Source organism: Paenibacillus sp. Pae15, from assembly GCF_024519685.1.
GTDB classification, from domain to species: domain Bacteria; phylum Bacillota; class Bacilli; order Paenibacillales; family NBRC-103111; genus Paenibacillus_G; species Paenibacillus_G naphthalenovorans.
Window position 1 is genome coordinate 139,032 of sequence record NZ_JALJRM010000002.1, and the last position, 26,830, is coordinate 165,861.

Annotated in this window: 24 protein-coding genes and 1 riboswitch; of the genes, 18 read left to right on the forward strand and 6 right to left on the reverse strand. The window is 54.4% G+C overall.

Going from position 1 to position 26,830, the window contains the following annotated elements; genetic code table 11:
* Positions 1–104 precede the first annotated feature (104 nt).
* Positions 105–770 (forward strand): class II aldolase/adducin family protein, encoded by a 666-nt coding sequence (locus tag NR121_RS02390; protein WP_062409321.1) that lies wholly within the window; start codon positions 105–107, stop codon positions 768–770.
* 81 nt (positions 771–851) lie between these two features.
* On the opposite strand, the gene NR121_RS02395 is transcribed toward NR121_RS02390, so the two are convergent.
* Positions 852–1,949: a PRK06851 family protein gene (locus NR121_RS02395; protein WP_054819526.1), complete on the reverse strand. Its 1,098-nt coding sequence runs from the start codon at positions 1,947–1,949 to the stop codon at positions 852–854.
* 185 nt (positions 1,950–2,134) lie between these two features.
* On the opposite strand from NR121_RS02395, the gene NR121_RS02400 reads away from it, so the two are divergent.
* Positions 2,135–2,944: a DUF2797 domain-containing protein gene (locus NR121_RS02400; RefSeq protein ID WP_062409319.1), complete on the forward strand. Its 810-nt coding sequence runs from the start codon at positions 2,135–2,137 to the stop codon at positions 2,942–2,944.
* Between the two features lie 65 nt (positions 2,945–3,009).
* On the opposite strand, the gene NR121_RS02405 is transcribed toward NR121_RS02400, so the two are convergent.
* The 3 genes from NR121_RS02405 to NR121_RS02415 all read right to left on the reverse strand — a co-directional run bounded on the left by NR121_RS02405 (position 3,010) and on the right by NR121_RS02415 (position 5,455).
* Positions 3,010–4,266 (reverse strand): MFS transporter, encoded by a 1,257-nt coding sequence (locus NR121_RS02405; protein ID WP_137670563.1) that lies wholly within the window; start codon positions 4,264–4,266, stop codon positions 3,010–3,012.
* Between the two features lie 36 nt (positions 4,267–4,302).
* Positions 4,303–5,094, reverse strand: a complete 792-nt coding sequence (asd, locus tag NR121_RS02410; RefSeq protein WP_062409317.1) for an archaetidylserine decarboxylase — start codon at positions 5,092–5,094, stop codon at positions 4,303–4,305.
* A gap of 148 nt (positions 5,095–5,242) precedes the next feature.
* Entirely contained in the window at positions 5,243–5,455 is a 213-nt protein-coding gene (locus NR121_RS02415; protein ID WP_235594137.1) for a hypothetical protein, read from the reverse strand.
* A gap of 173 nt (positions 5,456–5,628) precedes the next feature.
* Positions 5,629–5,734: riboswitch (TPP riboswitch) on the forward strand.
* Positions 5,735–5,845: 111 nt separating this feature from the next.
* Between NR121_RS02415 and NR121_RS02420 the strand changes: the two genes are divergently transcribed.
* The 4 genes from NR121_RS02420 to tenA are packed head-to-tail and all read left to right on the forward strand — an operon-like array spanning position 5,846 to position 9,455.
* Complete coding sequence (locus NR121_RS02420) at positions 5,846–6,439, forward strand: ECF transporter S component (RefSeq protein ID WP_054819523.1); 594 nt, start codon at positions 5,846–5,848, stop codon at positions 6,437–6,439.
* Positions 6,436–7,944, forward strand: a complete 1,509-nt coding sequence (locus NR121_RS02425) for an ABC transporter ATP-binding protein (protein WP_256830378.1) — start codon at positions 6,436–6,438, stop codon at positions 7,942–7,944. Before NR121_RS02420 ends, NR121_RS02425 begins: the two co-directional genes overlap by 4 nt.
* Before the next feature lie 6 nt (positions 7,945–7,950).
* Complete coding sequence (locus tag NR121_RS02430) at positions 7,951–8,745, forward strand: energy-coupling factor transporter transmembrane component T family protein (RefSeq protein WP_174350128.1); 795 nt, start codon at positions 7,951–7,953, stop codon at positions 8,743–8,745.
* 47 nt (positions 8,746–8,792) lie between these two features.
* Complete coding sequence (gene tenA, locus NR121_RS02435) at positions 8,793–9,455, forward strand: thiaminase II (protein ID WP_256830379.1); 663 nt, start codon at positions 8,793–8,795, stop codon at positions 9,453–9,455.
* Positions 9,456–9,499: 44 nt separating this feature from the next.
* Here tenA and NR121_RS02440 read toward each other — a convergent pair whose 3' ends face one another.
* Positions 9,500–10,300 (reverse strand): SDR family oxidoreductase, encoded by an 801-nt coding sequence (locus tag NR121_RS02440; RefSeq protein WP_256830380.1) that lies wholly within the window; start codon positions 10,298–10,300, stop codon positions 9,500–9,502.
* Positions 10,301–10,539: 239 nt separating this feature from the next.
* Between NR121_RS02440 and NR121_RS02445 the strand changes: the two genes are divergently transcribed.
* The 10 genes from NR121_RS02445 (at position 10,540) to NR121_RS02490 (ending at position 20,428) form a co-directional block, all read left to right on the forward strand.
* Positions 10,540–10,710: a cytochrome c oxidase subunit 2A gene (locus NR121_RS02445; protein ID WP_373864978.1), complete on the forward strand. Its 171-nt coding sequence runs from the start codon at positions 10,540–10,542 to the stop codon at positions 10,708–10,710.
* A 21-nt stretch (positions 10,711–10,731) separates the two neighbouring features.
* Positions 10,732–11,202: a cytochrome c oxidase subunit II gene (locus NR121_RS02450; RefSeq protein ID WP_062409311.1), complete on the forward strand. Its 471-nt coding sequence runs from the start codon at positions 10,732–10,734 to the stop codon at positions 11,200–11,202.
* Positions 11,203–11,233: 31 nt separating this feature from the next.
* Complete coding sequence (locus NR121_RS02455) at positions 11,234–12,883, forward strand: b(o/a)3-type cytochrome-c oxidase subunit 1 (RefSeq protein ID WP_062409310.1); 1,650 nt, start codon at positions 11,234–11,236, stop codon at positions 12,881–12,883.
* Positions 12,884–13,097: 214 nt separating this feature from the next.
* Entirely contained in the window at positions 13,098–14,450 is a 1,353-nt protein-coding gene (locus NR121_RS02460; protein ID WP_054819522.1) for a hypothetical protein, read from the forward strand.
* Positions 14,451–14,528: 78 nt separating this feature from the next.
* Positions 14,529–15,242: a GntR family transcriptional regulator gene (locus NR121_RS02465; RefSeq protein ID WP_074727100.1), complete on the forward strand. Its 714-nt coding sequence runs from the start codon at positions 14,529–14,531 to the stop codon at positions 15,240–15,242.
* Positions 15,243–15,400: 158 nt separating this feature from the next.
* A complete protein-coding gene (locus NR121_RS02470; protein ID WP_212741253.1) occupies positions 15,401–16,609 on the forward strand; it encodes an extracellular solute-binding protein in 1,209 nt (402 codons plus the stop codon).
* Positions 16,610–16,632: 23 nt separating this feature from the next.
* Positions 16,633–17,487, forward strand: coding sequence for an ABC transporter permease (locus NR121_RS02475; RefSeq protein ID WP_256830388.1), 855 nt, complete (start codon positions 16,633–16,635; stop codon positions 17,485–17,487).
* Positions 17,484–18,350, forward strand: a complete 867-nt coding sequence (locus NR121_RS02480; protein WP_054819520.1) for an ABC transporter permease — start codon at positions 17,484–17,486, stop codon at positions 18,348–18,350. Before NR121_RS02475 ends, NR121_RS02480 begins: the two co-directional genes overlap by 4 nt.
* A gap of 3 nt (positions 18,351–18,353) precedes the next feature.
* On the forward strand, positions 18,354–19,475 hold the full coding sequence (locus tag NR121_RS02485) for an ABC transporter ATP-binding protein (protein WP_062409307.1): 1,122 nt from the start codon (positions 18,354–18,356) through the stop codon (positions 19,473–19,475).
* Entirely contained in the window at positions 19,472–20,428 is a 957-nt protein-coding gene (locus NR121_RS02490) for a ComEC/Rec2 family competence protein (protein ID WP_256830389.1), read from the forward strand. The genes NR121_RS02485 and NR121_RS02490 overlap by 4 nt, the downstream gene beginning before the upstream one ends.
* A 144-nt stretch (positions 20,429–20,572) precedes the next feature.
* Here NR121_RS02490 and NR121_RS02495 read toward each other — a convergent pair whose 3' ends face one another.
* Positions 20,573–21,397, reverse strand: a complete 825-nt coding sequence (locus NR121_RS02495) for an EcsC family protein (RefSeq protein ID WP_082660820.1) — start codon at positions 21,395–21,397, stop codon at positions 20,573–20,575.
* An 86-nt stretch (positions 21,398–21,483) separates the two neighbouring features.
* Between NR121_RS02495 and NR121_RS02500 the strand changes: the two genes are divergently transcribed.
* Both NR121_RS02500 and NR121_RS02505 read left to right on the forward strand, forming a co-directional pair.
* Positions 21,484–22,056, forward strand: a complete 573-nt coding sequence (locus NR121_RS02500; RefSeq protein WP_054819515.1) for a DNA-3-methyladenine glycosylase I — start codon at positions 21,484–21,486, stop codon at positions 22,054–22,056.
* A 219-nt stretch (positions 22,057–22,275) separates the two neighbouring features.
* Positions 22,276–26,751, forward strand: coding sequence for a WIAG-tail domain (locus tag NR121_RS02505; protein ID WP_256830390.1), 4,476 nt, complete (start codon positions 22,276–22,278; stop codon positions 26,749–26,751).
* The last annotated feature ends 79 nt before the right edge of the window (positions 26,752–26,830 follow it).

Consider the following 26,830-nt stretch of genomic DNA (forward strand, 5'->3'; position numbering starts at 1 on the left):
TCATGCACACCCGTAAAATGAAGGTGAATTTCACTGCCGTTATCGTTTCGGCACCGAAAGGCGCTCTCCTGAATGAAAAACCGGTTTGGAGGTGAATGTCCCGAATGAATCCGGATGAGGCCAAAGCCATGATTCTTGATATTGGACAACGAATGTACAGCAAAGAGTGGGTGGCGTCCAACGACGGGAACATCAGCGTAAAATTGGACGCCGACCGGGTATTGGTTACCCCTACCCGGCAAAGCAAGGGCTATATGACCGCTGGGATGCTATCCATTGTCGATCGGCAGGGGCATGTCCTCGAGGGTACCTATCAGCCCACTTCAGAGTTAAAGATGCATCTTAAAATTTACGAAATGCGTCCGGATGTCAACGCTGTCGTGCATGCCCATCCTCCATTCGCCACCTCATTTGCCGTTGCAGGCATACCCTTAGACCGATATATTCTGGCCGAAGCGGTATTTGAGCTGGGGAAGGTTCCGATTGCTCCCTATGCTACGCCTTCCACGGATGAATTAACGGACTCTTTCGTCGATTTGCTTTCAGAGCATGATTGCTTTCTATTGAAAAATCATGGAGCGACAACGATGGGGATCGATCTGATGACGGCTTATTATAAGATGGAATCGTTAGAACATTTGGCAAAAATCATGAACTATGCATCGAGCCTGGGGAAGATGGATGAAATCCCGCAGGACAAGGTCCGGGTGCTTGAAGGGATGAGACAGAAGTACGGCATTCATGGCAGACAGCCCAAGTCAACCGTATAATTCGGAAATCAAACCGGGAACAGCGAAAAGCATCTTCCTTCAGCTTGACGAGGGAAGATGCTTATTGCTGTCAATGCCGTCTCAGTCACGAACCGCAGCCAAGCCGGAGATTTCCCGCAAAATTTCATCCTTGATCTGATCTATCCGGCGGAAATCCGTGGACTGGGCATAGATTTGCTCCAGTTCATCCTGAAGCGATTTGGCCTGCGCCAGGTGCTGTATGGATGCTTTCATTTGTACGGCGTACCGCGCTTTGATGCCGCTTAACGCATCCGCATGGGCTTCGTCCGTACCCGGTTGGATGCAGCGCTTATACATATCCACGATCTCGTCGGAAGCGCGGTCGGGATCATACTCATGCGGCGCCGTGCTGTCAAAAATGGCGAAGCCCAACTCCCGCACGATGACCATATCCAGACTGTTCGGGTCGAAGCCGCAGTGGTAGATTTCCACATCGAAGCCGCGTTCCATCCCTGCGGCCGCGAGCTTTTTCAGCAGGGTGGACTTACCTGAACCGGCCCGGCCTTTAATGAAGTACCTTTTCAGATTTTCGGTCAGATTCGGAACAAAATCGACCGCGCCTTTCGGAGTGGCCGCTCCCAAAAAACGGTGGTCTACCCGGCTCCGCTTCTCCAATCTCCGATCACCGTAGAGGAGCTGTATATACTCATTCGTCAGTTCATCGGCTGCTTGAAAATTCATGTTGGCGATATAAACCGTTTCCCATTCATCATGAATGCGCAGCGCTTCCGCAAACCCGGCATATGCGCGTTCATGGGCCTGCTGAATGGTCTCATGCAGGAGTTCGATCTCCGTTTGCCGGGCGGTAAGCCGTGCCGCATCCACGGTCTCTTCCAAGTTCACGTATCGCACAACCGTCCCCGGCTCCAGGGGTTCTATTTCACGCAGGGCCGTCCCATCGATGACTCCCGCCTTTAGAGCGGGGATAATCAAACCGTCCAGCGCGTCATTGTCCGAAGGGCTATGAATCAGCCAGATATCATAGCCCTCCTCAGCCAAGCGGCTTCCTATCGTCCGAATCAAACTCGATTTTCCTGTCACCGGCCCCCCTTTTAAAATAAAAAGCCGCTCCAGACCTTGTATGGATGAATCGAACAGGTTGGCAAAGCCGCGAGCGGTATTTCCGCTCGCATAGAAGTTTTCGACGATTCCACTCATCACCGTCACACCTTTCCGGGCTAATGTCATGGCGCATAGTTTATCGTATGACAACCCTGTCAAAAGGGTGCAGGAGAACTCAGCGTTATCCATGGAGCCTAAGTATCCTTTTTCAACCGGGGGAGATATAATGATAATAGAGTGATAGATTTCCAATACTACATAATACAGGAGTGGTCTAGCGTATGTATAGCGGTTTTTTGAGAGGCTTTATGCACCGGCACGAATCTCCGGTTCAATATATATTGCGGCTGGATGAAAACGAAGTTCAACTGAATGACTGGATTGGAGAGCAGCTTGAAATCCGGTTTTTACATGAAATCCGATGCATTCATTGCAGCAGAAAAATAAAAAAAACATATAATTCCGGCTACTGCTATCCATGCTTTATCGCTTTAGCCGAAAATGACCTGTGCATCGTAAAACCGCATGAATGCCACTTTGATCAAGGAACATGCAGGGATGAAGCTTTCGCCCAAACCCATTGCATGGTTCCGCACTATGTTTATCTGGCGGTAAGCAGCGGTCTCAAGGTGGGTCTGACCCGAAAGGGCAACCAAATGAAGCGCTGGACGGATCAAGGAGCCGTACAGGCGATTCCGATTGCCGAGCTGCCGACAAGAAAGCTTGCGGGAGAGCTGGAATTTGAGCTCAGCAAGCATGTGATGGACAAAACGGACTGGCGCAAAATGCTGAAGGGCGAAGTCAGCGAGATTGAACTGCTTCAAAGCAGAGATGAAATTCTCGCTCACGTTCCGGAAGCCTTTAAGCCGTATCTGCTCGACGACACGAAGGTATTTGAATTCCTCTATCCGCAATTGGAGCCGGTTCAGAAAATCAAGACGTATGACCTGGACAAATCACCGGTCATTACGGATCGTCTGATCGGCATCAAGGGCAGCTACCTCATGTTCGGGCAGGCGGTCATGAATGTAAAAAAGTTCAGCGGATACAGAGTATCCATATCGCGCGGCGTTGAGCAGGCGGCGCAGTAATATTCCGGATACTCCCGAAAGCCAAAAGCACGATACACCTGAACCTGGTTGTATCGTGCTTTTCATTATCCTTCCTGCGCCCATTCCTTGAGGATGCGGTCACGCGGAAGGAAGAAGGTCAGCAGGCCGATCAGCGGAAGGCAGCTGACCATCTGCATGACCGCGGGAAGGTGCAGGATGTCGATCAGTCCGCCGAGCGCCACGGCTCCCAGTGCCCCGAGACCGAAGGCCAAACCCGTGATGAGTCCGGATACGGTGCCAATCTTGCCCGGGATCAGTTCCTGAGCGTAAACGACTGTGACGGAGAAGCTCGACAAGAGGATAAACCCATTGATGAGCAGAATGACGTACGCCCAGAATGCATTGGCATAAGGCAAAAGCACAGCCAGCGGCGCGGAGCCTACCATGGAGAAGAAGATCAGGTTGCGCCGTCCGAATCTATCGGACAGCGGACCGCCCATGAAGGTGCCGAGCGCGCCCGCCGCGGCGAACAGGAAGATGTAGATTTGGGCCTTTTCCAAAGGAATGCCGAACTTTTCCATCAAGTAAAACGGATAATAAATGGTCACGCCCGCATGATACCAAGACCGGGCGAACACGAGAAAAATCAATGTCACGACGGCGAAAGTGATTTGTTTTTTGCGCAGAGGACTCATCACCCGTACGCCGTTCTTTTTTGCGGCGGGCCGATGAGCCGCGATATACCCGCTGTACCAGCGGGAAATGAAGAGCTGGACAAGAATGGCCATTCCGGCTACGGCTGTGAACCAGATCGCTCCGAATTGTCCGAGCGGTACGAAGATAAGGGCAGTCATGATCGGAGCCAAGGATTGGCCCGAGTTGCCGCCGACCTGAAAGATCGATTGCGCTAGTCCGCGCCTAGAGCCCCCGGCCATGTATGCCACGCGCGAGCCTTCCGGGTGGAAAACGGCGGAGCCGAGTCCGACGAACAGCACGGACAGCAGAACCATCCAATACGTCGGCGCCAGAGCCAATCCCAATACCCCGATGAAGGTGAACCCCATTCCCAGGGGCAGCATGTAGGGAGAAGGGCGGCGATCCGAATAAAGGCCGATGACCGGCTGCATGACCGAAGCGGTCATGTTTAACGCAAACACAATAAGACCAGTCTGCATGTAGGTCAAATTCATGGAATCCTTCAAAATAGGCAGAATCGCCGGTATAATCGATTGAATCGAATCGTTGAACAAATGAACTAAACTGATGGCAAGCAGTATGCGGAATACGGTTGGTTTCACGTTGGACTCCGGGGCCTTCTGAAAGACCGGTCCTGAAGCCGCTGCTCCGGTTTGTACCTGCATGGCAGGAAGCTCCTTTCCCGATTAGGTGCTAACGGCCTAATCCTTCCGTTTCGTTGTTCCGAGCGCTTCTCCCATGGCAACCCTGCTGCCGACCTTCAAATCCTGGCGCGGGTTAAAGGTGCCCGATTCGGTCAGCAGCACGACGGTGGATCCAAATTCGAAGTAGGCTAACTCGTCGCCGCGGTTTAGCTCTGCCGGAAGCGGGGTAACGTATTGGATGCTGCTCACATTCAGCGCCCCTACCTTCACGACGGCGACTTCCCCGGTTTCATGCTGAATATACGTAATCAACCGCTCATTGCGGCTGAGAACCCGGCGCATATGCTTGAGTCCGAAATCGTTCACCGGATATACCTTGCCTGCGACATGCTCCTTCTCCAGAATCGTCCCTGTTACGGGCGAATGGATCCGGTGATAGTCGGTAGGACTCAAATACAAGACAAAATAGAATCCGTGTTTGTAATTGATCGTGCGGGGACTTTGATTAAGCAGCTCATCAATCGTATAGTCCTGGCCTTTGACATTGACGATCAACCCCTCCTGAACGCCGCCCATTCCTGTAATCAGGGCATCGACGGGACTGACCACCGTATCCGGCGTTTCATCGATCGGACGCAATCCGCTTTTTAACCTGCGGGTAAAAAAATCATTTAAAGAAGCATACTCATGAACCGCTTTTTCCGCATCCTGTTCGCGAATGCCATAAGTACGAATAAAGCGTGGAATCAATGCTTTGCTGGCTCTGGATTTGGCGAATGCCCCTGTCAGCTTTGATACGGTCTTGCGCGAAGAAAGCTCGGTCAGAAGCCGGAATAGCGAAATCTTCATAATCGAAAGGTTCACCTGTTTTCTCTTCATAATGTTAAGTAAGCGAATCTAACGCTTATCTTGACACAGAACGAAGCACAAAGCAAACATAAATCGACCCTTAAAAAGGAAGAAAAGCTCCTAAAGGAGCTCCCTTGTCAACTTATAACTACAGATTAAGCCTAATAGGCGTTTTTTTGTATTCTCCGCAGGTGAGGCAAGCGGCCAGGTTCACCTGAATCGGTTGGCATGAACCGGAGTATTTGGTGCAGTACACGGGTGTTTTGTACAGAGGGTCGGGAGAAACCATGGTGCAGTAAGAGCAGTCGGATACCATCTCTGCAGTGATCAAGCTTTCTGCTTCCCGTTCCATTGAAATCATTCCATCCATTCCTTCTCACCCTTCCGTAAAGATAGCGCTTCCAATAAAAGGCGTCTCCGAATAAAAATTTAAAACGCTAGGCAAGGATTATTGTAGCAGAAGAGGTAAGTATTGGCTATAGAGTTTTTGCGATATCTCGGTATTGACAAATATTTCAATCGTGATAATATGATGTATATCACTAGGGGAGCCGAATAGGCTGAGATTGGATCAATAGATCCTAGACCCTCTGAACCTGATCTGGGTTATACCAGCGTAGGAAAGTGGAGATCATTGGCGCACACGCCTTTATTTGTGCCTATATGGCCGCTTCCTTCATTGGGGAGCGGCCTTTTTGGCGTCATTCTCCCCAAGGCTCCCGTGAAATAATAGAAAAGGAGAGGGGATACCATGTCCAAACAATTGAAACTGACGGATATTTTGGTCACGGTCGTCATTGCGGTTGTGTTCAGCATCATTTATCGGGTATGGACCGACATCTACAATCTGGCCAAGCTTCCGGGTATTCAGCTTGATCAATTGATGTACGGTATGTGGTTTATGGCGGCGACCGTTGCGTTCCTGATCATCCGCAAGCCCGGGGTGGCATTTCTGGCGGAAGTGGCCGCAGCCTCTGGCGAGCTGATCACCGGTTCGCCATACGGAGTCGAACTGCTTACCTACGGAGTGCTGCAGGGGATTGGCGCCGAGCTGGTTTTCGCTGCATTCCTGTATCAGCGCTACTCCGCGGCCGCAGCCGGTCTGGCCGGGGTTGCGGCTGGCGCAGGCGCGCTGGCGCTCGATTTTTTCAAAGGCTATCTCATCGAATTGCAAACCTGGAATCTTATTCTTTACATCGTCATGCGGTTTATCGGCGGCTATCTCTTCTGCGGGCCTCTGGCCTACCTGATGGTGAAGGCATTGGAGAAAACCGGAGTCACCCAGCTTGTGCGCCCGGCAACCGCCGAAGATTATCAGGCTCTGGACAGGAAGAACGTGCATTGAACGGGGCGGACTGCGCTGTCGCCTGGGTTTCGCGGCTTAGGCTGAAATTTCCCGGCAGTTCGTCGCTTTTGTTCGACGATTTGACGGCGGGCGTGCCCGCAGGGCAAAAGGTGCTGCTGCTTGGCCCAAGCGGCTGCGGCAAATCCACGCTTCTGCAGGTTTGGAGCGGGCTGATCCCGGATGCGCTGGAGGTGCCGCTCAAATATGAAGACATCGGTATTCCGCATTCGTGGGGATATTTGTTCCAGGACCCCGACGCCCAGTTCTGCATGCCCTATGCAGATGAAGAGATTGCATTTGTGCTTGAGAATATCGGGGTGCCTCACGAACGGATGCCGGAGACAATCAGGCGATGCCTGGAGCAGGTCGGGCTGGTGCTGGATGATCCGCATGTGCCGATTGCTTCGCTTTCCGGGGGAATGAAGCAGCGGCTGGCTATCGCTTCGCTGCTGGCGCTCGAGCCGGACGTCTGGTTTCTCGACGAGCCAACGTCGCTACTCGACCCGGAAGGGACGGCGGAGGTATGGCAAGCCGTGAAACAAGTCGCTCATGATAAGACGGTCATTATCGTAGAGCACAAAATTGACGAGATTGTAGATTTCGTCGACCGGGTGATCCTCTTTGACGCTCACGGGCGCATTGCGGCAGACGGAAGGCCGGAGCAGATTTTCCGGGATTTTAAGCCGAAGCTCAAGGAATACGGAATTTGGTATCCTGGCGTGTGGGAAGACGAAGAGGACCGGTTCCCAAAAGATAACGACCGATTCATAAGCGGTACACCCGGGGAGATGGAGCCGTTGGTCCGGCTCCGCGGATTTACCGGTTACCACGGGAAGGCGCCGAAAATCGAAGCCGCCTCGGCAGCCCTGTATCCCGGGGATTGGGTTGCCGTGGTGGGGGAGAACGGCGCGGGCAAAAGCACACTGCTTCAGTCCCTAATGCAGTTGATTCCAACGCGCGGCGACTATGTGCTTGCAGGAGGGCCGGTTCGAGGCTTCGACGACGTCTCCGACATGGCGGCTTATGTTTTTCAAAACCCGGAGATGCAGTTTGTGACCCACAGCGTTTATGATGAGTTGGCCTTTAATTTCAGGCGTGACAGGGATTCCGAAGAAACGATCCGGGTGAAAACGGAGGAGCTTCTGCAGCGGTTCGGCCTCGATCAGCACCGCAATCTGCATCCGTATCAGCTGTCGCTCGGGCAGAAGCGCCGACTCAGTGTAGCGGCGGCGACGGTGAAAGCCCAGCGGCTTGTCCTGCTTGACGAGCCCACCTTCGGCCAGGATGCCGCAAATACGTTCGCGCTGCTGGAGATGCTGGAATCATGGCGCCGGGAAGGGATCGCCATCGTCATGGTCACGCATGATCTGGAAATTGTAAGAAGGCTTGCCACCCGGGTATGGGAGGTACGGCAGGGTCGTCTTGCCGCCGAGCTCAGTCCCAAAGAATATGCAAGCCGATTCGCTGCGGCATGCCCGCCGCTCACCGCAGAACTAAGGAGTTGAGGGGCTTTGTCATGGTCTTACAGGGAAACGTGGCTGCACCGCGTCAACCCCGCCTTTAAGCTGATCGTCTCCATCGGCATGTTTATGGTCGTACTGCTGACACATCATTTGAATGTTCTGATCCATGTGACCTGGATGCTTGCGCTTTTGTTCTTTGCAGCAGCCGGCCACCCGGTGCGCCGGCTGCTGCTTTTGACGCTGCCCTTTGCACTGATGTTCGTCTCCTCCGCGACGTCCATGGTATTTTTTGGCAAAGGGGAAACAACCTGGTTGCGCTGGGGTCTCATCCATATTACGGAGGAAAGCTTTTATCGCGGCATGCACATCGGGCTGAAATCGGTTAATATGGCGCTGATCGGCCTGTTGTTCGGACTGACGACAAGCCCCGTCCGGTTGTTTTATTCCCTTATGCAGCAGGTGCGGCTGCCGGCCAAGTATGCTTACAGCTTTATGGCCGCAATGCGGCTTTTGCCGATGGTGGCCAGCGAGTACCGGACGCTTCAGATGGCGCTCAAGGTCCGCGGTGTGAAGAGAGCCAAAGGGATCCGGGGCTGGATGGAATCACTGAACAGGTATGCCATACCGCTGTTGGCTCAAAGCATTCGCCGGGCCCAGAGAATCGCGGTGGCTATGGAGGCCAAGCGTTTCTCCTCGGCCAAGCGGCGGTCCTATTATTACCTGATCGGATGGTCGGCGCGGGACGGGCTTCTGGCCGGTGTAATGCTGCTGATCTGCCTCGCGGCGTTCTGGCTCGGACGGGATTTCCCGTATTTCAACATAGGGGATGTTAGAACGGGATAGGTAAGGCGGTTAACGAATCTTACGGGAAGAAATGGAGAGGATTACTTATGAAATTTTCCGAACACCTTCGCCAGGCGGCAGATGCCAGCTGGCAGGCCAGCTTCGAGCATCCGTTCATTCGCGGAATCGGCGACGGTACGCTGCCGTTGGACTGCTTTCGTCATTATGTTCTGAACGACGCCTATTATTTGTCCCAGTTTGCAAGGATTCAGGCCTTAGGGGCTGCCAAGGCAAACGATTTATACACGGTGAACCGCATGGCTGTACATGCACAGGGTACATATAGTGCAGAGCTGGCGCTGCATGAAAAGTTTGCGAAGCTTCTCGGAATCACCGAAGAGGAACAAAAAGCGTTCGAGCCGGCGCCGACGTCTTATGCGTATACGTCGCATATGCTCCGGGCGGCGTACACCGGACAGCTGGGCGATATTATTGCCGCCATTCTGCCGTGCTACTGGCTCTATTACGAGATTGGAAAGAGACTTGCAGGCTGCACGCCGGAGGAGCCGATTTACCGGGAATGGATCGCCGCGTACGGCGGTGAATGGTTCCGCGAGCTGGTGGAGGAGCAAATCGCAAGAATCGATGACATCGCGGAGCAGGTGACGCCGCAGGATCGGGAGCGGATGCGCAATCATTTTGTGATCAGCAGCCGGTATGAATATATGTTCTGGGATATGGCTTACCGTAAAGAAGCCTGGCCGGTATAATACGAAACCGCAGCGGTTAGCGCTGCGGTTTTTTATCGTTTTGTCTAAACGCCTGGCTGCTGTCCGCCATCGATAACGATTTCCGTACCCGTTATCGACGGGACGCGATCGGACACCAGCAGCAGCGCCATTGCCGCGATTTCTGCGGGATTTACGACATGGCCCAGCGGAATGTTGGCGCTCTGCTCCGCGATTTGAGCATCTACCGTGATTCCCTTGGCCTTCGCATGCTGCTCCGCCATCCTGTGCATGCGTTCCGTAGCCGTGATGCCGGGCGAAATCGCGTTAATTCTGACATTGGATCGGGCCAGTTCCTTGGAGATCCCTCTTGTAAAGTTCAGCAGAGCCGCGTTGGCGGTACTGCCGGCAAGAAACGTAGGGCCCGGTGTACGTCCCGCTGCTCCGACAATGTTGACGATGCGCCCGTCACCTTGACGGATCATGTGCGGGGCGGTTTCCTTGACCATGCGGATGTAGCCGAGCAGCTTCAAATTCCACGCTTCCAGGAAGGCTTCCTCAGGCATCTCAAAAAACGATCCGGCCTTAGCCGATCCGGCATTGTTGATCAAAATATCGATGCGGCCAAAACGCTCCATCGCGGCGGACACCGTTTGCTTCACGGTCTCCGGCTCGCGTAAATCTCCCTTCACTGTGACGATGCGCGAAGCGTCCTTCTCCGGATCACCTTCAAGAATTGCGGCAGCGGCTTGCTCCATGCGCTCCGGGTCCCTCGCGACCATGACAATGGAAGCGCCCTCATCAAACAACGCTTTAGAGCAGGCCCATCCGATTCCGGCGCTTGCTCCCGTAACAATGGCTATTTTCCCGCCAAGTCCTAAATCCATCCCATTCTCCTCCTTTATTGGCTGGGGCTTCTTGCTTCCTTCTATTTTACAACATATGCCTGCTTCCGGCAGTTGAAAATTTGAAAGTATGATACATCCAAAGGGCAGGGCCAGTTCTTCGCCTTATTAATCGTTCACGAATGCTTAACATCTAATGTGACTTAAATCATAGTTGGGGATGAAAAGCAAATTTTACAATGTATACATCAAATACTTCCGGGAAGAAGGAGGAAAAGACGATGACAAAGCCGCAAAACGTGACGAGGCATGAACATTACCAAATGACGCCATCTCAAGGGAAGCATAGTGAAGAATCGTTAAAAGGCACCTTTGTATCCGTGATGCTGCTCGGATTGTTCTTGGTGCTGTCTTGGGTCGGTGTGTTTCTGTTGTTCATGGCAAGACACTAGAGGAGAAGGAGTCGAACTTACATGCACATTCATCGATTGGAAAAAATTTGGCTGATATTCGGCATATCCATGCTTGGCCTGTTTTTGACCGTTGTGGGGGTTGGCGCTTTCGCGCTGGGGATGGAGCCTCCCGGCGATCATCGTCATACCGTAGATCCGGAGAAGCTCAGCACGACCGCACCGTTCGACAAGCCGGGTTTAAAGCAAATCGGGGATCAGGAGTACGAAGCCAATCTCGTGGCGTTTGCCTTCGGATACTCGCCTGATCAAATGGAAATACCGCTCGGGGCGAAGGTTCATTTTCAAATCACCAGCCAGGACGTCGTACACGGATTTCAAGTCAATGGAACGAACATCAACATGATGGTGGTGCCCGGGGAAGTGAACCGGCTAACCTACACGTTCACCAAGCCCGGGGAATATTTGGTGCTTTGCAATGAATACTGCGGGGCGGCGCATGAAGTGATGATGATGAAAATCGTTGTTAAATAAGACAGCCGGCCGACATGAAGGAGTGTATACGATGATTAACGATATCAAGCGTTTTGACAGCCGGGATTCCGCGCTGGTGCTTGCTCATATTTTGTTCGCCTTTTTCGCCCTGTTTCTGGGCGGTGTAGCGGGCGTGCTTCAAGGACTGGTGCGCGGGGGAATGATCCATCTTCCGATGGAGATCGGCTACTATCAACTGCTTACGGCGCATGGTCTACTGATGGCGTTAGTGTTCACCACCTATTTCATTATCGGCTTTATGCTTGCAGGGATTGCACGGACGCTGGGAGGGCACCTGCTGCCGATTGCCCGTAAGCTGGGCTGGCTGGGCTACGGACTGATGACGTTCGGCACGATCCTGGCCACCATTCTGATTTTGTTGAATAAGGCGACCGTGCTTTACACCTTTTACGCCCCGATGAAAGCATCGCCCTGGTTCTACATCGCGCTGGTTTTCGTTGTGGTCGGCAGCTGGATGAGCGGCCTCGGCATTTTTATCAACTACCGCTATTGGAAAAAGACGCATCGCGGCCAAACGACGCCGCTGTTCGCTTATATGGCCGTCATCACGATGCTCTTGTGGATTATTGCTACGCTGGGGGTTGCCGTTGAGGTGCTGTTCCAGCTCATTCCGTGGTCGTTCGGATGGGTGGACACCGTCAATGTGGTGCTCAGCCGTACATTGTTCTGGTATTTCGGCCACCCGCTTGTTTACTTCTGGCTGCTGCCGGCATATATGTGCTGGTATTGCGTCATCCCCAAGGTCATCGGCGGCAAAATATTCAGCGATGCCTTGGCCAGACTATCCTTCATTATGTTTTTGATATTCTCTATTCCGGTCGGGTTCCACCATCAGCTGATGGAACCGGGGGTTTCTAACATCTGGAAGTTTGTGCAGGTGATTCTGACGTTTATGGTGGTTATTCCTTCCTTGATGACGGCGTTCTCGCTGTTTGCCACCTTCGAATTGCACGGACGCTCCGTCGGCGCCAAAGGGCTGTTCGGCTGGTTTAAGAAGCTGCCATGGAAGGACGTGCGCTTTTTCGCCCCGTTCATGGGCATGCTGATCTTTATTCCGGCGGGGGCCGGCGGCTTGATTAACGCAAGCCATCAGCTGAATGCGGTCATCCACAACACGCTCTGGGTTACAGGACACTTTCATTTGACGGTAGCTTCCAGCGTCGCATTGACCTTCTTCGGCATTACTTATTGGTTGATACCGGCGATTCTTGGCCGCCAGATGACACCGCTCATGCATCGTCTCGGCATCATTCAAACCGTGATTTGGGCAGTAGGCATGTTCTTCATGTCAGGCTCGATGCACTCCGTCGGTTTGCTCGGATCGCCCCGGCGTACGGCATTCACTACCTATCAGGATCATCCGGATGCCATCATGTGGATTCCTTATCATGTGGTGATGGCGATTGGTGGAACGATTTTGTTCGTCGGCGTCGTGTTGATGATCATCAACATCGTCATGCTGCTCAGCGCGCCGAAGGGGGAGACCGAATTTCCGATTGCCGAGGTCAGCGAGCAGGCGGAAAAAACACCGGCCGTCTTCGAACGCTGGGGCGTGTGGATCGGCGTGCTGGTCGTCTTGATTCTCGTGGCTTACGCGATTCCGGTAACAGAGATGATCACCAATCCCGGAGTCGGCGCCAAAGGCTTCGTCACCTGGTGATGTTCGGTATACCGAATAGCATTACTTCTAAAGCTTTCGCCCATGGCTTTTGCCCCGGCGGAGGCTTTTTTTCTGTTGAGCGGAATTAATAAAATCTTTATATCGCTTTTACACTCCGCTAATCCAATTCGATTATGATAATGATGTCTAGACACCCGCTGACCACAGCTGACGCTTCCAAGCGTTGGCTATATTAGGGGAGGATGGGATTGGTATGGGAAAGAAAAGGATCCGAAGCTGGCTGTTGGCCCTCGTCATCACGCTGGGAGTGGCGGGAAGCGCATGGCCTCCGGCCGTACAGGCGGCTTCCGCCGCCGAGCTCGCTGCACATTGGGCGCCGGAGTTTTATCAGGATGTAAACGCAACCTACGGCTATGAAGCGGACTACATCACCAATTTTAATTATGACGGGGATTGGAAGGGCAATAACAACTGGGAAAATCTTTATTCATATCCGTTGAAAGCCTATGCCTACTATTCCGTGGTGGAAACCGTAACGCATTATTTTATCGGCTACTATGTGTACCATCCCCGCGATGACGGACCGTTGACGCTGGACCGGCATGAAAACGATCTGGAAGGCGTGCTGCTGGTCATTCGCAAGGATGGCTCATCCTACGGTGCGTTTCAATTGATGGAAACCTGCGCGCACAACCAGTTTTATCAGTACACCAACGATCCTTCCATTACGACGGGTACGGATAATGTGGACGGAGGCGTGCTGTTTAACGGCTCGCATCCGAAAGTGTTTATTCAATCCAACGGGCAAAGCCCATTGGGCGGACACGGGGTTTATGCCTACGACGGGAGCTCTGCGCCCGGAGGCGACGGCATCGTATATCAACCCGGCACGACAGCGGATGTAGTAACGGATGCAACAGGCAATTATACCAACAAATACGAATATGCTCTGCTGTCCTTTAATGATTTCTGGGACCGGCGCACCGACATTGGCGACGGGAAAACGTTCGGCGCGTGGGGGAAACTGGACGGGGATACATACGGCACGGACGCCGCCGCCATGCCGTGGGTGTGGGATGATGCAGACGACGGTCCGACATTCAAAGGCGATTTTTTAAGCGACCCGGCTCATATGGTCGATACGCATGTAAACGGATTGGGGGATTTCTCCCATCAATATGTGAATCATTCTTATTATACGCACAGGCTTCAGGTCTCCAGCGTAACCAGTCAGGCTGACCGGGACCCGTTTGGGGGCAAAAGCGATATCTATGTGAAGTGGCAAGCAAACGGCAACAGTGTAAGCGATGACCGGCTATGGAAAAAGAACGATGCACCGATTGGCTCGGTTTATCAAGTGCTTTGGGGAACGGTGGATGCCGTACTCGGCGGCCAGTATAGTTCCGCTTATAACGACCGCTATGTCACCGAGCCGGCAGGTACGGAGATGAAACTGCTCGTCAACGACTCGGACGGTACGAGCGGAGACGACGAAATGGGGTTCCTGAGCGCTTTGCCCGGTGTGGGTCAAACCGTCAACTGGAACAACGCCGATACTTCAAACGGCCAGGCGAGAGTAACGGCAGAGATACAAGCGGTAAGATAAATCCAGGGAGGCCGAAAGGCTTCCTTTTTTCGTTACGGTTTGTTACGATTTAAAAAAACGAAAGCGAAGAGAAACGATATGGCACACGAGTATATCCGAATAAAGGAAGAATTGGAGAGACAAATGGAGTCCGGTGAGCTTGTCGCAGGAGAGAAACTGCCTTCGGAGCCGGAAATGGCCCGCAGATTCGGTGTAAGCCGTGAAACGTTCCGTTCCGCAGTAAAGCAGTTGGAACGGGAAGGGAAGCTTCGCGTCAGCAAGGGGATCGGCCGCTTCGTCACGCGGCCGCAGGATTCGATCCCCAGCAGCTTGGACCGTTTGAGCTCCACATCGGAGATGATCCGTTCTTCCGGTTTAGGGGAAGGCGAGTATCAGGAATCGATTCGAACGGTTCCATGCGAACCGGAGTGGGCCGGCTTTCTTCATATCGAGTCCGGCGACCCGGTTGTCGTCAGCGAGAGAATACGGACGGCCGGTGGAGAGCCGGTATCGTTCAATATCAATATTTTGCCTTACGCCATTTCAGGGGAGGCATTCAAGCGAAGGCGATTGCACGGCTCCTTAATGCGTTTTCTCGAAGAGGAGTGCGGCATTCGTATTGTCAGCGCCAATACCGAGCTGATCGTACCGGCGCCATCCGACGTCCATGCGGCCAAGCTCAGGCTAACGGAAGAAACGCCCGTACTTCTGCTGAAGCAAACGCACTACGACGAGGATTTTCTGCCTGTCTTGTTTTCGTACGATTATTTCCGCAACGACGTGTTCAAGTTTTGGATCAAGCGCACCCGGTAAGGGGCGCTTTTTTTGGTTGCGTCACAAAAGCCGTACGGTTTGGGTACTTTTACTAATTCTTCACATCCATTTGACACTCTGCTAATAATCTCTGAGCATAATGTGATTAGTGGGTGTCTAGACAACAATCCATTAAAAAAGGTCTAAGGATGGGGAAAATGAGAAAAATTCGAAGCCTATCAGTTGTATGCTTGCTCACTGCGGCCATGCTGTCCGGCTGCGGACAAACGGCGCCTGCGGCGTCGATAACCACTTCCGGTACGGAAACGAAACCGGCGGATACGCCCAAACAGGCGGAAAACAAACCGCTTCAAGTCAGCTTGGCGGTTGCGGGCGACACCGTTATGACGGATCTGATGGAAAAAGCTGTCGCCCCCGATTTCAAAAAGAAATATGAGGGAGCCGAAGTTGCGGTGGTCGGAACAGGTCCCGGAGATGCGGGATCGCAAAAAATTGTGGAAAAGCTGAAGGCGCAAAAAGACGCAGGCAAAAAAGAATGGGATATCGATGTAGCCATCGTACACCAAAACCTGATGAAGCAAATGATAGATAATGATTTGCTGGACAAATGGGTGCCGCAATCCGCCAATAAGCAGTACGTGACCTCTTCGGACAGCAAAAACAGCCTCGGTACGAATGTGGAGGGATATGTGATCCCGATGTTCCACAGCCAAGTGGCGATCGCTTACAATCCGGACAAGGTGAAGCAGCCTCCGGCCAGTTTTGAGGAATTGGCCGCCTGGATCCAGGCGAATCCCAAGCGCTTCGGCTACAACGGTATCAAGAACGGCATGAGCGGAGTAGCGTTCACGACCGCTTACGTCTACTGGAAAACAGGCGATTACAAAACGTTATCCGAGGGTCCTTACAATGCGGAGCTGGAGAAAAAATGGCCGGATATCATGAAGGAGCTCAAATCGCTGCCCGCGACCATCACCAACGGCAATAACGGTACGCTGGATATGCTGAACCGGGGCGAAATCGATATGGGCCCGGTTTGGGTCGACATGTTCTATACCTGGATAGACGAAGGACGTTTGAATCCGAACCTGAGGCTTAAGGTGATTGAACCGGGTCTGCCTGGCCAGCCGATGTACGTTGTGATCACGAAGAACGCCAAAAACAAGGAAGCGGCATTGGCCTTCGCCGATTTCCTTACATCTCCCGAAATTCAGGCAAAATATATTGTGGATAAAAACAGCTGGTACCCCGGTATCGACGCGAATGCCGTCATGGCCAACGTGAGCGAGCAGGGAAAGCAAAAGCTGTTTAAAGACGTCACGGCGGAGGATCTCAGCAAACGAGGCCAATCGTTTCCGATCTCGCAGTTCTTTACGAACTTGCAGTCGGCTTACGAAAAGAATTGAGACGGAAATCAGGGGTGCAATGGATGAAACTTGAAAGCAGCACGCCATCTTGGTTTAGCCCTGCTATCATTCACCGGTTGGCGGGGGCGGCGCTTGCCGCTCCTCCCGTCGGTCTTGTAGCTGTGCTGTTCGTCTATCCTTTTGTTCTCTCCGTGGCGGCGAGCCTGAGGACGGACCAGGGGGAATGGACGACAGCCCATTATCGGGAAGCCTTCGCTTTATACACAGGAGATTTGTGGTATACGTTATGGGTCTGTGCGGTCAGCTTGCTTTTGCTCCTGCTGGTATCCGTACTTCTCGGAGGCGTATTGCGTTTGCATGCCAGTCCGTTTATCGAGTTTTTGTTCAAAATTCCGCTGTTTGTTCCCTTTGTGGTGGTGGGCCATGCAATGCGCGTTTTTCTGGCTCCGCACGGAACGCTGAATTCGATGTTCATGTCGCTCGGGTTGTTCAATCCGGATTCCCTTCCTTCCATCGCTTTCAATACCGCCGGCTTAATTCTGGCCTTAGTCTGGAAAAATATCGGGTTCTCTCTGCTGCTCGTCATGGGTGCGTTCCGTGCCGTAAATCCGAGCTATTTGGAAGCGGCCCGCAATGTAGGGGCGGGGGGCCTTCGATTGATAAAAGATATTCTGGTGCCTATGAGCACGGGCTCGATCGGCGTCGTTGCCGTTCTGACGTTCACCTCGATGATGGGCAGCTTCTCCATTCCGGCGATGATGGGCAGCGGCAGCGGCAGCCAAATGCTCATGATCGATCTTTATTATCAAATGGTATATCAGCACAACAACGGAGTAGCGAATGCGCTCGGCGTGCTGTCTTATCTTGTTTCCATGGGTGCCGCCATCTATTACGTCAGGAGAGTGGCCAAAGTATGAATTCGACTGTTCAACCCGGAGCTCTGCCGTCGTCTTCCGGCGCTTCCCGGCTCGTTTCCGGCTATGGTCTGCTGCAAATCTCTCTCAGGCTGGTCGCCTATGCAGCCGCATTGTTCGTGATATTGGGGCCGCTGACAAGCCTTCTTCTGTGGTCGTTGGCGGAAAAATGGTTTTGGCCTCATCCGCTGCCGAACCAATGGGGCCTGCTCTATTGGCGGAAAGTATTCGAAGGAAAGATGCTGCAGTCCCTTATACTCAGCTTTGAAACGGCGCTGCTCGTCACTTTGCTGTGTCTTCTGGTGTCGGTACCGCTCTCCTACATCATCGCACGCTGCCGGATTCCGGGACGAACCCTTCTTTTGCTGCTGTTTTTGCTGCCGCAGGCGTTTCCCCAGCTCCCGGTATTTACGAACACCATGGTGCTCATGTACAAATGGGATCTTGTAGGAACGCTGACGGGCGTCATATTGATTCATCTGGTAGGCGCCGTTGTCTTTTCGGTGTGGACCATGGTATCGGTGTTCCAGTCGATCTCGCCTGCTCTTGAGGAGGCGTCCATCATGCTGGGAGCGTCGCGGCTGTATACTTTTTTTCATATCGCGCTTCCGCTTTCCCTGCCGGGCATGATCGCTTCCTCCTTGCTCGTCTTCCTGTATTCGCTTGATGAATTTACGGGCAGTCTGCTGATCGGCGCGCCGTTCATGGTGACCATGCCTATATTTATGTACAATGCGGCGAACGGATACGAGATGCAGGTGGCGTCCGTGACGGCCATTCTGCTGATGCTTCCCGGCATCGTATTGCTCCTGCTGCTGCAACGATTTATGAAATCGGAATATTTGAGTGCTTTCGGGAGGGTATGACCTATGCAGATCCATATTCAGGGCTTGACCAAAAACTATGCCAAAAGCCGCGGCATCACAGGTATCGATCTGCTGCTGCCGCAGCGGGGATTGACCGCTATCGTGGGTCCGAGCGGCTGCGGCAAAACAACGCTTTTGCGCACATTGGCCGGGTTCCTTCAACCGGATAGCGGAAGCATTCATTTCGGCGAAAGGGATGTGACGAGGGCAACCCCGCAGGAGCGGGGGGCCGCGATGGTGTTTCAAAACTACGCGCTGTGGCCGCACATGTCGGTGTTCGACAACGTGGCTTACGGCTTGAAGCTGCGAAAGATTCCCCCCAAGGAGCGGGAGGAAAAGGTATTTGACGTCTTGCGCCGGGTGGAGATTGATCTGACGGAGGTCCGCAAGAGAAAGCCTCAGCAGTATTCGGGAGGGCAGCAGCAGCGGATCGCCCTGGCTCGGGCCCTCGTTGTGCAGCCGGATCTGCTGCTGATGGATGAACCGTTGTCCAATCTGGATGCGAAGGTGAGGCAGCGGCTTCGCGTGGAAATCCGCAGCATCCAACAAGCCTTCGGCATAACGGCGCTGTATGTGACGCATGATCAGGAAGAAGCGTTGTCTATGGCGGATTATGTGGTCGTGATGAATGAAGGACGGATCGAACAGGCGGGTACGCCGGAAGAGGTATACCGCAAGCCGGCGACCTATTTTACCGCTCAATTTCTGGGAGAGAGCCATACGCTTCAGGTGATGCGGGACGGGAAGCGCAGCAGGCTGGTGCTGCGTTCGGATGATGCGAAGCTGATACCGGTGAACAGCCATGAGGAACGGGGAGCAACCGGCGCTGAAGCTCATCTTCCGGCATCCGGCGGACTGCCGCAGGTCCGCCGGGAGGATGGCGGCGTATTGTTCCTCGGTGAAGTAAAGAGCCGATTGTTTGTCGGCTCCGCTTACCGGCACATGGTAACGGTTAACGGACAGACCGTATTCGTTGACGATGAAGCTGCGCAGCCGGAGGGAACCTATTGGATTCGTATACCGGACGACAAAGCCTATTGGTTTGAAGAAACAGAGGAGAGAAACGAAACGGGAGGCAAGGAGAATGCGCAGGGAGATGAGGATAAGGAGGTGCGTTCGGCATGAAGGCTGAAGTGCATTGCATCCAGGTCGGATGGGGAGATGCGCATTTCATTCGTCTGCCGTCGGGCCATTTGACCTTAGTGGACGGCGGGGACTTGCCGGAGAATGTACCTGGGGGGGATACGGCTGCCGGCTGGATGGATCGTTGCGGAGAGGAACGGCTTGATTGTATGATCCTTACGCATTTGCATGACGATCATTTGAACGGCCTGTTGGAGGTGGCCAGGCGCAAGCGCGTATTGGAAGCCGTTCTGCCCTACAAGCCTTTCGTGCTGCCGGAATCGATTTTGGCGGGCCGGGAGCGGGAAGACCAGACCGGGCTTGTCTGCCGCTTGCTGGCCCGTTACCTGGAACTGGTCGCTTTGCTTCAGGAGAATGGAACGCGGCTGATATGGCGGGACGGATATGGTCAAAAGGACCAGGCGGCCATTTGGCATCGGGAGGGCTATACGTTTGAGCAGCTGCATCCGCGGCAGGATGACCCTCTTCCGGCTTGGGCCGCCTTGACCGAAGCTTTGCTTGCATGCCGCAATGAGATCGGCGCGGCCGGGGCAGGTTGGCTGGAACGTTTTCATCAACTGTCCAACCACGACAGCTCCGTCTATCTCTTGACGCGTGATGAAGCGTCCGGGGACGGCGGCGTTCTCTTCGGCGGGGATTTGCTGGAAGAAGGCTGGAAAAGGCTGGCACAGCGGCTGCAGCTCCGCTGCAGGGTATGGAAGGCTCCACACCACGGTGTAAACGATGCCTTCAACGCCGCAACGCTTCGCTTGACCCGTCCGGAGGTCGCCATTATTCCGATTTGTTCCGAACGCGCCCAGGCGCTTCAAGCCCAATGGACCAGCTTGGCATCGGAGGAACTGGGTCAGGATGTGCAGCTGCGGATCACGGGAGATGTACCTCCGGGGACGTCGAAGCTCATCACGGATGGGGATATTCTTGTATATATAGGTTAAACCCATCAGGGAACCTTCCTAACGGGTGGCCCTTCCATATCACAGCCCCCTTGCTGCCTCGTCCGGATGACGGAGACTGCAAGGGGGCTTATATGCCGGCAAATATCCTATGGATCATCCTGCGGCTTCCTCACCGTTCGTTTGTCACTCAGGGCTGCCCGTTTGAAACGGTTTTACCCCGTCGTCGTCCTGGCTCTGCTGATCGGCGTCATGCTTGCGCCGCTTCGCTTCCTGCAGCCATCGCAAGCGGTAGCAGTTCATGCCTACTTGCCCGAGCTCATCCAGCAGACCATAGTTGGCCCATGCTCCTACGAAAGCGCCGATACCGGGAACCAGCTGAAGCATTTTGCGAAAGTCGAGCGTATCCCGGTACTCCTGCTGCAGCTGCCGCCAATTAATGTACTGGGCGTAGGAAGCTTCGGGGGGCAGTGATTTCACGGTCTCCGGCCATTCCAGAATCGTTCGGAAGAGGGCCGGTTTTTTATTTTGGCTGGAAAAAGCGATCTGAAACACATAAAGGATAAAGAGCCGCTCCCGGTAATCCAGCGTCGAATGTCCGTAGATATGAGCGAGCTCGAACAGAAATTTCATCTTGATGCCGATGAGGATAGGAAAATCGGCGATTCCCAGCAGGATACCGCCTGCACCGGCGCCGGCGCCTTCTGCGGCCGCCAGCTTTTTGTAAAAGGAAATCTTCTCTTCGGCCTGGTGGTCGCGCATGGCCAGAGACATGAACGACAGCGGTTCATTCTTCGGAATGTAATCCATACTGAAGAGAGCGGTTTGGACAATGCCCTTCACCGCAGTAGTGAGCGTTGTATGGACTTTTTCCGGAATGACCTGATTTACGCGCGATTGGACCGCCCTGGACGTCTTTTCCAGCATCCCCGGAGGCTTGAGCAGTTCCTTTTCCCAACGGATCAGCTGTTTTTCCATCTGTTGTTCGTAAACCGTCAACTCATGTTTCATGGCAATCCCCCGCTTGAGGTAGGAATATAGCAATACCCGTTATTAATTATACGCTATAATAGAGAAAAAAAGGAGTTGGTCATCGGATGGTTTGCCGCTGCCGCTGGGTCAATGAAGATCCGCTTTATATCCAATACCATGATGAAGAATGGGGAGTGCCTGTTCACGACGACCGGAAGCTGTTTGAAATGCTGATATTGGAAGGGATGCAGGCGGGGTTAAGCTGGTATACGGTGCTGAAAAAAAGAGAACGGTACCGCGAAGCGTTCGACGGCTTCGACCCGGCCATCGTAGCCCGCTATGATGAAGCGAAGCTGGACGAGCTGCTTGCCGACCCCGGTTTGATTCGCAACCGCCTCAAGATGCGGGCCGCCGTTACCAATGCGCAGTCGTTCCTCAAGGTGCAGGAGGAATTCGGCAGCTTCGACCGTTATATTTGGAGCTTGGTCGGCGGAAAGACGATACGCAACGCTTGGCGTTCGCTTCAGGAGGTGCCCGCCAGCACGCCCGAATCCGATGCGATGAGCAAGGATTTGAAGAAGCGGGGCTTTACTTTTGTAGGGTCGACGATTTGTTATGCGTTCATGCAGGCTGTCGGCATGGTGATGGATCATACGACGGACTGCTTCCGTTATGAAGAGGGGGAGCGGGGCGTGTAGCTTGGTTTCTTGCAGCCCCGGGCTTCTTCGGCAAGAAAAGCCCAGGGCTTTCTCTCTCCGTCGGTCAGACAGTGCTCGTCTGCGCGCATTTCCTGTATAGTTGCCTATTTTTAACAGTTTGTATGACGTCCTTCTAGGTGAATGCATATGTTAGCAATGACTAATTGCGAAGGTTTCATCGTAGCATGAAAGGTCATTACGGAATATAGGAGGACACATATGAAAAAAGTGAGCCGCCGGAGTTCCGGCAAAGTCAGGCCGACACAAGGAAAACGGGTTGATGCGCTTACGAATGAATTGAGCTGGTTGGATTCGGGAGAAACGGCACGGAAGGAAGAAGCCGGCTTGAGCTCTTCTGCACCCGGACGCGTCAGGGAATCGGAGTCCGCTCAACCGAAAACGTTGCCGCCCGTCTCGAGGCGCCCTTCCTTGAAGCTTTCATCCCCGCTATCATCAGGCGCTATCATTTATACGGACGATCTGGCCGACGAGTCGGTAACATCGGAAAAAATAGCCCGCTATGCCGTGGACGGATCCAAAATTAAACGCGGCAGCATTGCAAAGGACCATATTTCAGATTATGCGGTAGACGGTACGAAATTGTCTAATGGCAGTGTAACCCAACAAAAGCTGGCCCCCGGAGCGGTAACAGAAGAGCATCTGGCGGCCGGCGCGGTTACCTCGGATAAGATCCAGGACCGTGCGATCAGCGGTTCGAAGCTTCAAAATAACAGCATCACGTCAGACAAATTGGCGGATAAAACGATCGATGCCATGAAGATCGCCGAGCATTCGATACACACCAAGCACTTGGCGGACGAAGTCATAACGGAAGAGCTGATTCAGAATCAATCCATCACATCCGATAAAATCAAAAGCGGCGCGATTCAAACGATTCATATGGCCAACGGGGCCATCAATGTATCCAAATTGGCTGATGAGGCGGTGACCACAGAAAAGCTGAGGGACCAGTCCGTGACGTCCGCCAAGCTGGTGGACGGGGAAATCACCTCCAGCAAGCTGGCGGAGGGGGCGGTGACGGAGGAGAAATTAGCGCCATGGAGCGTTTCGTCCGAGCATTTGAAGATGCACTCGATTGTTAACGAGCATTTGACGGCAGGGCTTGTTCGAAGCGAACACATTGCCGATAAGCAGATTCAACCCAATCACATTTCGGACGGAGCGGTGCAAAGCGTCCATCTCAAGGACGGTGGGGTGACTTCCGCGAAGCTGTCCAAAGGGACTGTACAAGGAATTCATCTGCAGGAGGCGGTCATTGAGGCTAAGCATATCCAGCAAGGGGTGATTGAGAACCGGCATTTGTCTCCGCGTGTGGTCACCGGTGATAAATTGGCAGCCTCCAGTGTCGGCGTATCCCAACTGATCGACGGGGCCGTGACTGCCGAGAAGCTTGCCGAGCAATCGGTCAACTCCCGTAAACTGGCGAAGGCTTCGGTAAAAGGCGAGCATTTGACGCCCGGGACGGTAGGGTCGGCGCATATTGCCGATAAAGCGGTGATTTCGGGGCATCTGGCGGAAAAAACCGTCGCAGCGGAACACCTTCAGGACCGTGCTGTGACAACGGAGAAGCTGCACGACCGCTCCATCACTTCCGAGAAGCTGAGCAACGGTGCGGTGCAGCAGCAGCATTTGCAAGAGGGAGCCGTTCATACCGGACATCTCTCGAATCATAGCGTAACGACCTCCAAAATATCCAGCGAATCGGTATCCACGGATAAGCTTACGAATCTGGCAGTCACAACGGCAAAGCTGGCGCATGCCAGTGTGACTTCGGAAAAGCTTGCCAAGGAAGCGGTGCAGGCGGATCATCTGTCCCCCGGATCGGTTCAGCATGTGCACCTTGGGACAGGATCCGTGAAGGCGCAGCACTTGGAGGATGGCGCGGTGAGGACGGAGAAGCTGGCCGAAGGCGCCGTGACGGGACTTCAAATCGCAGATGGAGCCGTGAGCGCCTCACATCTGGCCGAAGGCGCCGTCGACGGCCGGAGAATCGCTGCAGGCGCTGTGACATCGGAACATCTGGCTGAACGCTCCGTAGGACCGGAACATCTCACTGCCGAGGCCGTAGGTGAAGAGCATTTGATGTCCAATGCGGTAACGACGGAAAAGCTGGCATACGGCGCAGTAAACGGCAGTCGTCTGGCTTGGGGAGCTGTTGCAAGGGAGCACCTGACCCCGGGGGCTGTCGGCCCAACACAGCTCGAGCCTGAGTCGGTAGGTGAAGATCAGCTGAGTCCGAAGGCGGTGACCAGGGAGAAGCTGGCGCCGGGAGCGGTGGACGGGAGCCGTCTGGCCGCGGGAGCCGTCGGATCGGAGCATCTGGCTTCCGGTGCCGTCGGATCGGTCCAGCTTGCCGCCGGAGCGGTAGGCCAAGCGCAGTTGGAGGCAGAAGCGGTGACGACGGAGAAGCTGGCGCCGGGAGCGGTGGACGGAAGCCGTCTGGCTGCGGGAGCCGTTGTATCGGAGCATCTGTCCCCCGGTGCCGTCGGATCGCTTCAGCTCGCCGAAGGGTCGGTAGGAGAAGAACAGCTGCAACTGCAGGCGGTGACGACGGAGAAGCTGGCGCCGGGAGCGGTGGACGGAAGCCGTCTGGCCGCGGGAGCCGTTTCCTCGGAGCATCTGACCTCGTATTCCGTCGGCTCGGAGCACCTTACTTTCTATGCTGTCGGTGAGGTGCATTTGATGCCGGAGGCCGTGACCTTGGAGAAGCTGGCGCCCGGTGCGGTGGACGGGAGCCGTCTGGCTGAGGGTTCGGTCGGTTCTCAACACCTGACACCCGGAAGCGTCGGTCCCCTGCACCTCGCTTCGGAGTCGGTAGGAGAAGAGCAGCTTCAGCCGCAGGCCGTAACGGCGGAGAAGCTGGCGCCGGGAGCGGTGGTCGGCAGTCGTCTTGCCGCGGGCTCGGTAACATCCGAGCATCTGACCCCGGGCGCCGTTGCTTTGAAGCATCTCGCCGTCGATGCGGTTGGCGAAGCGCAGATAAGGCCGTATGCCGTGACCACGGAGAAGCTGGCGCATGGCGCGGTGGTCGGCAGCCGGTTGGCCGAAGGCTCGATCACGGCGAAGCATCTGACCCTGGGCTCTGTCGGTCCGGAGCACCTGGCCGAAGAAGCGGTCGGTGCAGCCCAGCTGGGTGCGGAGGCGGTGACGACGGAGAAGCTGGCGCCCGGCGCGGTGGACGGCAGCCGGTTGGCTGAAGGCTCCGTTGGTCCGGAGCATTTGGCCTGGGGCTCTGTCGGTCCGGAGCACCTGGCTCCTGAAGCGGTCGGCGAAGCACAAATCGGACCACAGGCCGTCACCGCGGAGAAGCTGGCGCCCGGGTCGGTCGTCGGCAGCCGGTTGGCTGCGGGCTCTGTCGGTTCGGAGCACCTGGCTCCTGAAGCGGTCGGCGAAGCACAAATCGGACCGCAGGCCGTCACCTTGGAGAAGCTGGCGCCTGGCGCGGTGGACGGCAGCCGGCTGGCTGAAGGCTCCGTCAGTTTCAAGCATTTGACGTCGGGCTCTGTCGGCTCGGAGCACCTGACCGAAGAAGCGGTCGGTGCAGCCCAGCTGGGTGCGGAGGCGGTGACGACGGAGAAGCTGGCACCCGGCGCGGTAGACGGCAGCCGGTTGGCTGAAGGCTCCGTTGGTCCGGAGCATTTGACCTTGGAGTGCGTCAGATTGGAGCACCTGGCTGCAGGATCGGTCGGTGCAGCCCAACTGGGTGCGGAGGCGGTGACGACGGAGAAGCTGGCGCCGGGAGCGGTGAACGGCAGCCGGCTGGCTGAGGGCTCTGTCGGTTCGGAGCATCTGACGTCCGGTTCCGTTAAATCGAAGCATCTGACGTCCGGTTCGGTTAAATCGAAGCATCTGGCAGTCGATGCCGTGGGTGAAGCCAATTTGAGGCCGTATGCGGTGACGATGGAGAAGATCGCGCTGGGCGCGGTGGACAGCAGCCGGCTGGCCGACGGGGCCGTCACGTCGAAGCATTTGGGTGATGAAACGGTGGATGGATTCCATATTAAGCAGGAAACTATATCCGGATATCATCTGATCCCGGGAACGATCTCTCTGCTTCATTTGGAACCTAAGCTTCAAACGCTGCTGAACGGACTTTCCGTTAGAGAAGGAAAGCGGGAGACGAAGGGGCTTGCGGATAAGAAGCCTGCTGCTGAAATTCGTCCGGAGGAGGAACGTTTGGCCCCGAATCCGGCCGAGAACAAAGCGGAGGCTCCGGCAAAGGAATCAAACGAAAAGTCCGAAAAGGCGCATACCAAAGAGCCTGCGTCAGAAGGAACGGAAAAGCCGAAGAGCGACAAAATATATTTGCATGCGATCGATATAGAGACGGAGAACGATAAGGAAAATACGATCCTGGACGATAAGAACGAACGGCAGCATCCGTTGTTTTTCCCCGCACCGGAAAGAAAGCTGCTGACCACTTCGCAGCAGTTCGGTCTGAGCAGCTTCTCTTTCTCCAGTGAAACGGAAAGTGCGGCCATTCCCGTCATTTTTGATCGGCCGTACGCTGACGATAACTATGTTCTTGTCGGAACAACGAGCCACCCCGGCTGCTACGCCGTGATCCAGAGCAAACAGGATAGCGGTGCGGTTATCGAAGTCGTACGATGCAATGTTTCCGGCGAGTTCCAAGGGGTTGTCAACTGGATTGCCATCGGAAGCGTGTATGAATAAATCAATACAGGCTTGTTCCCGGCAGGAGCAAGCCTTTTATACGTCTCGTGCCTCCCGGCCTCTGGGTGGAATTCCGCTT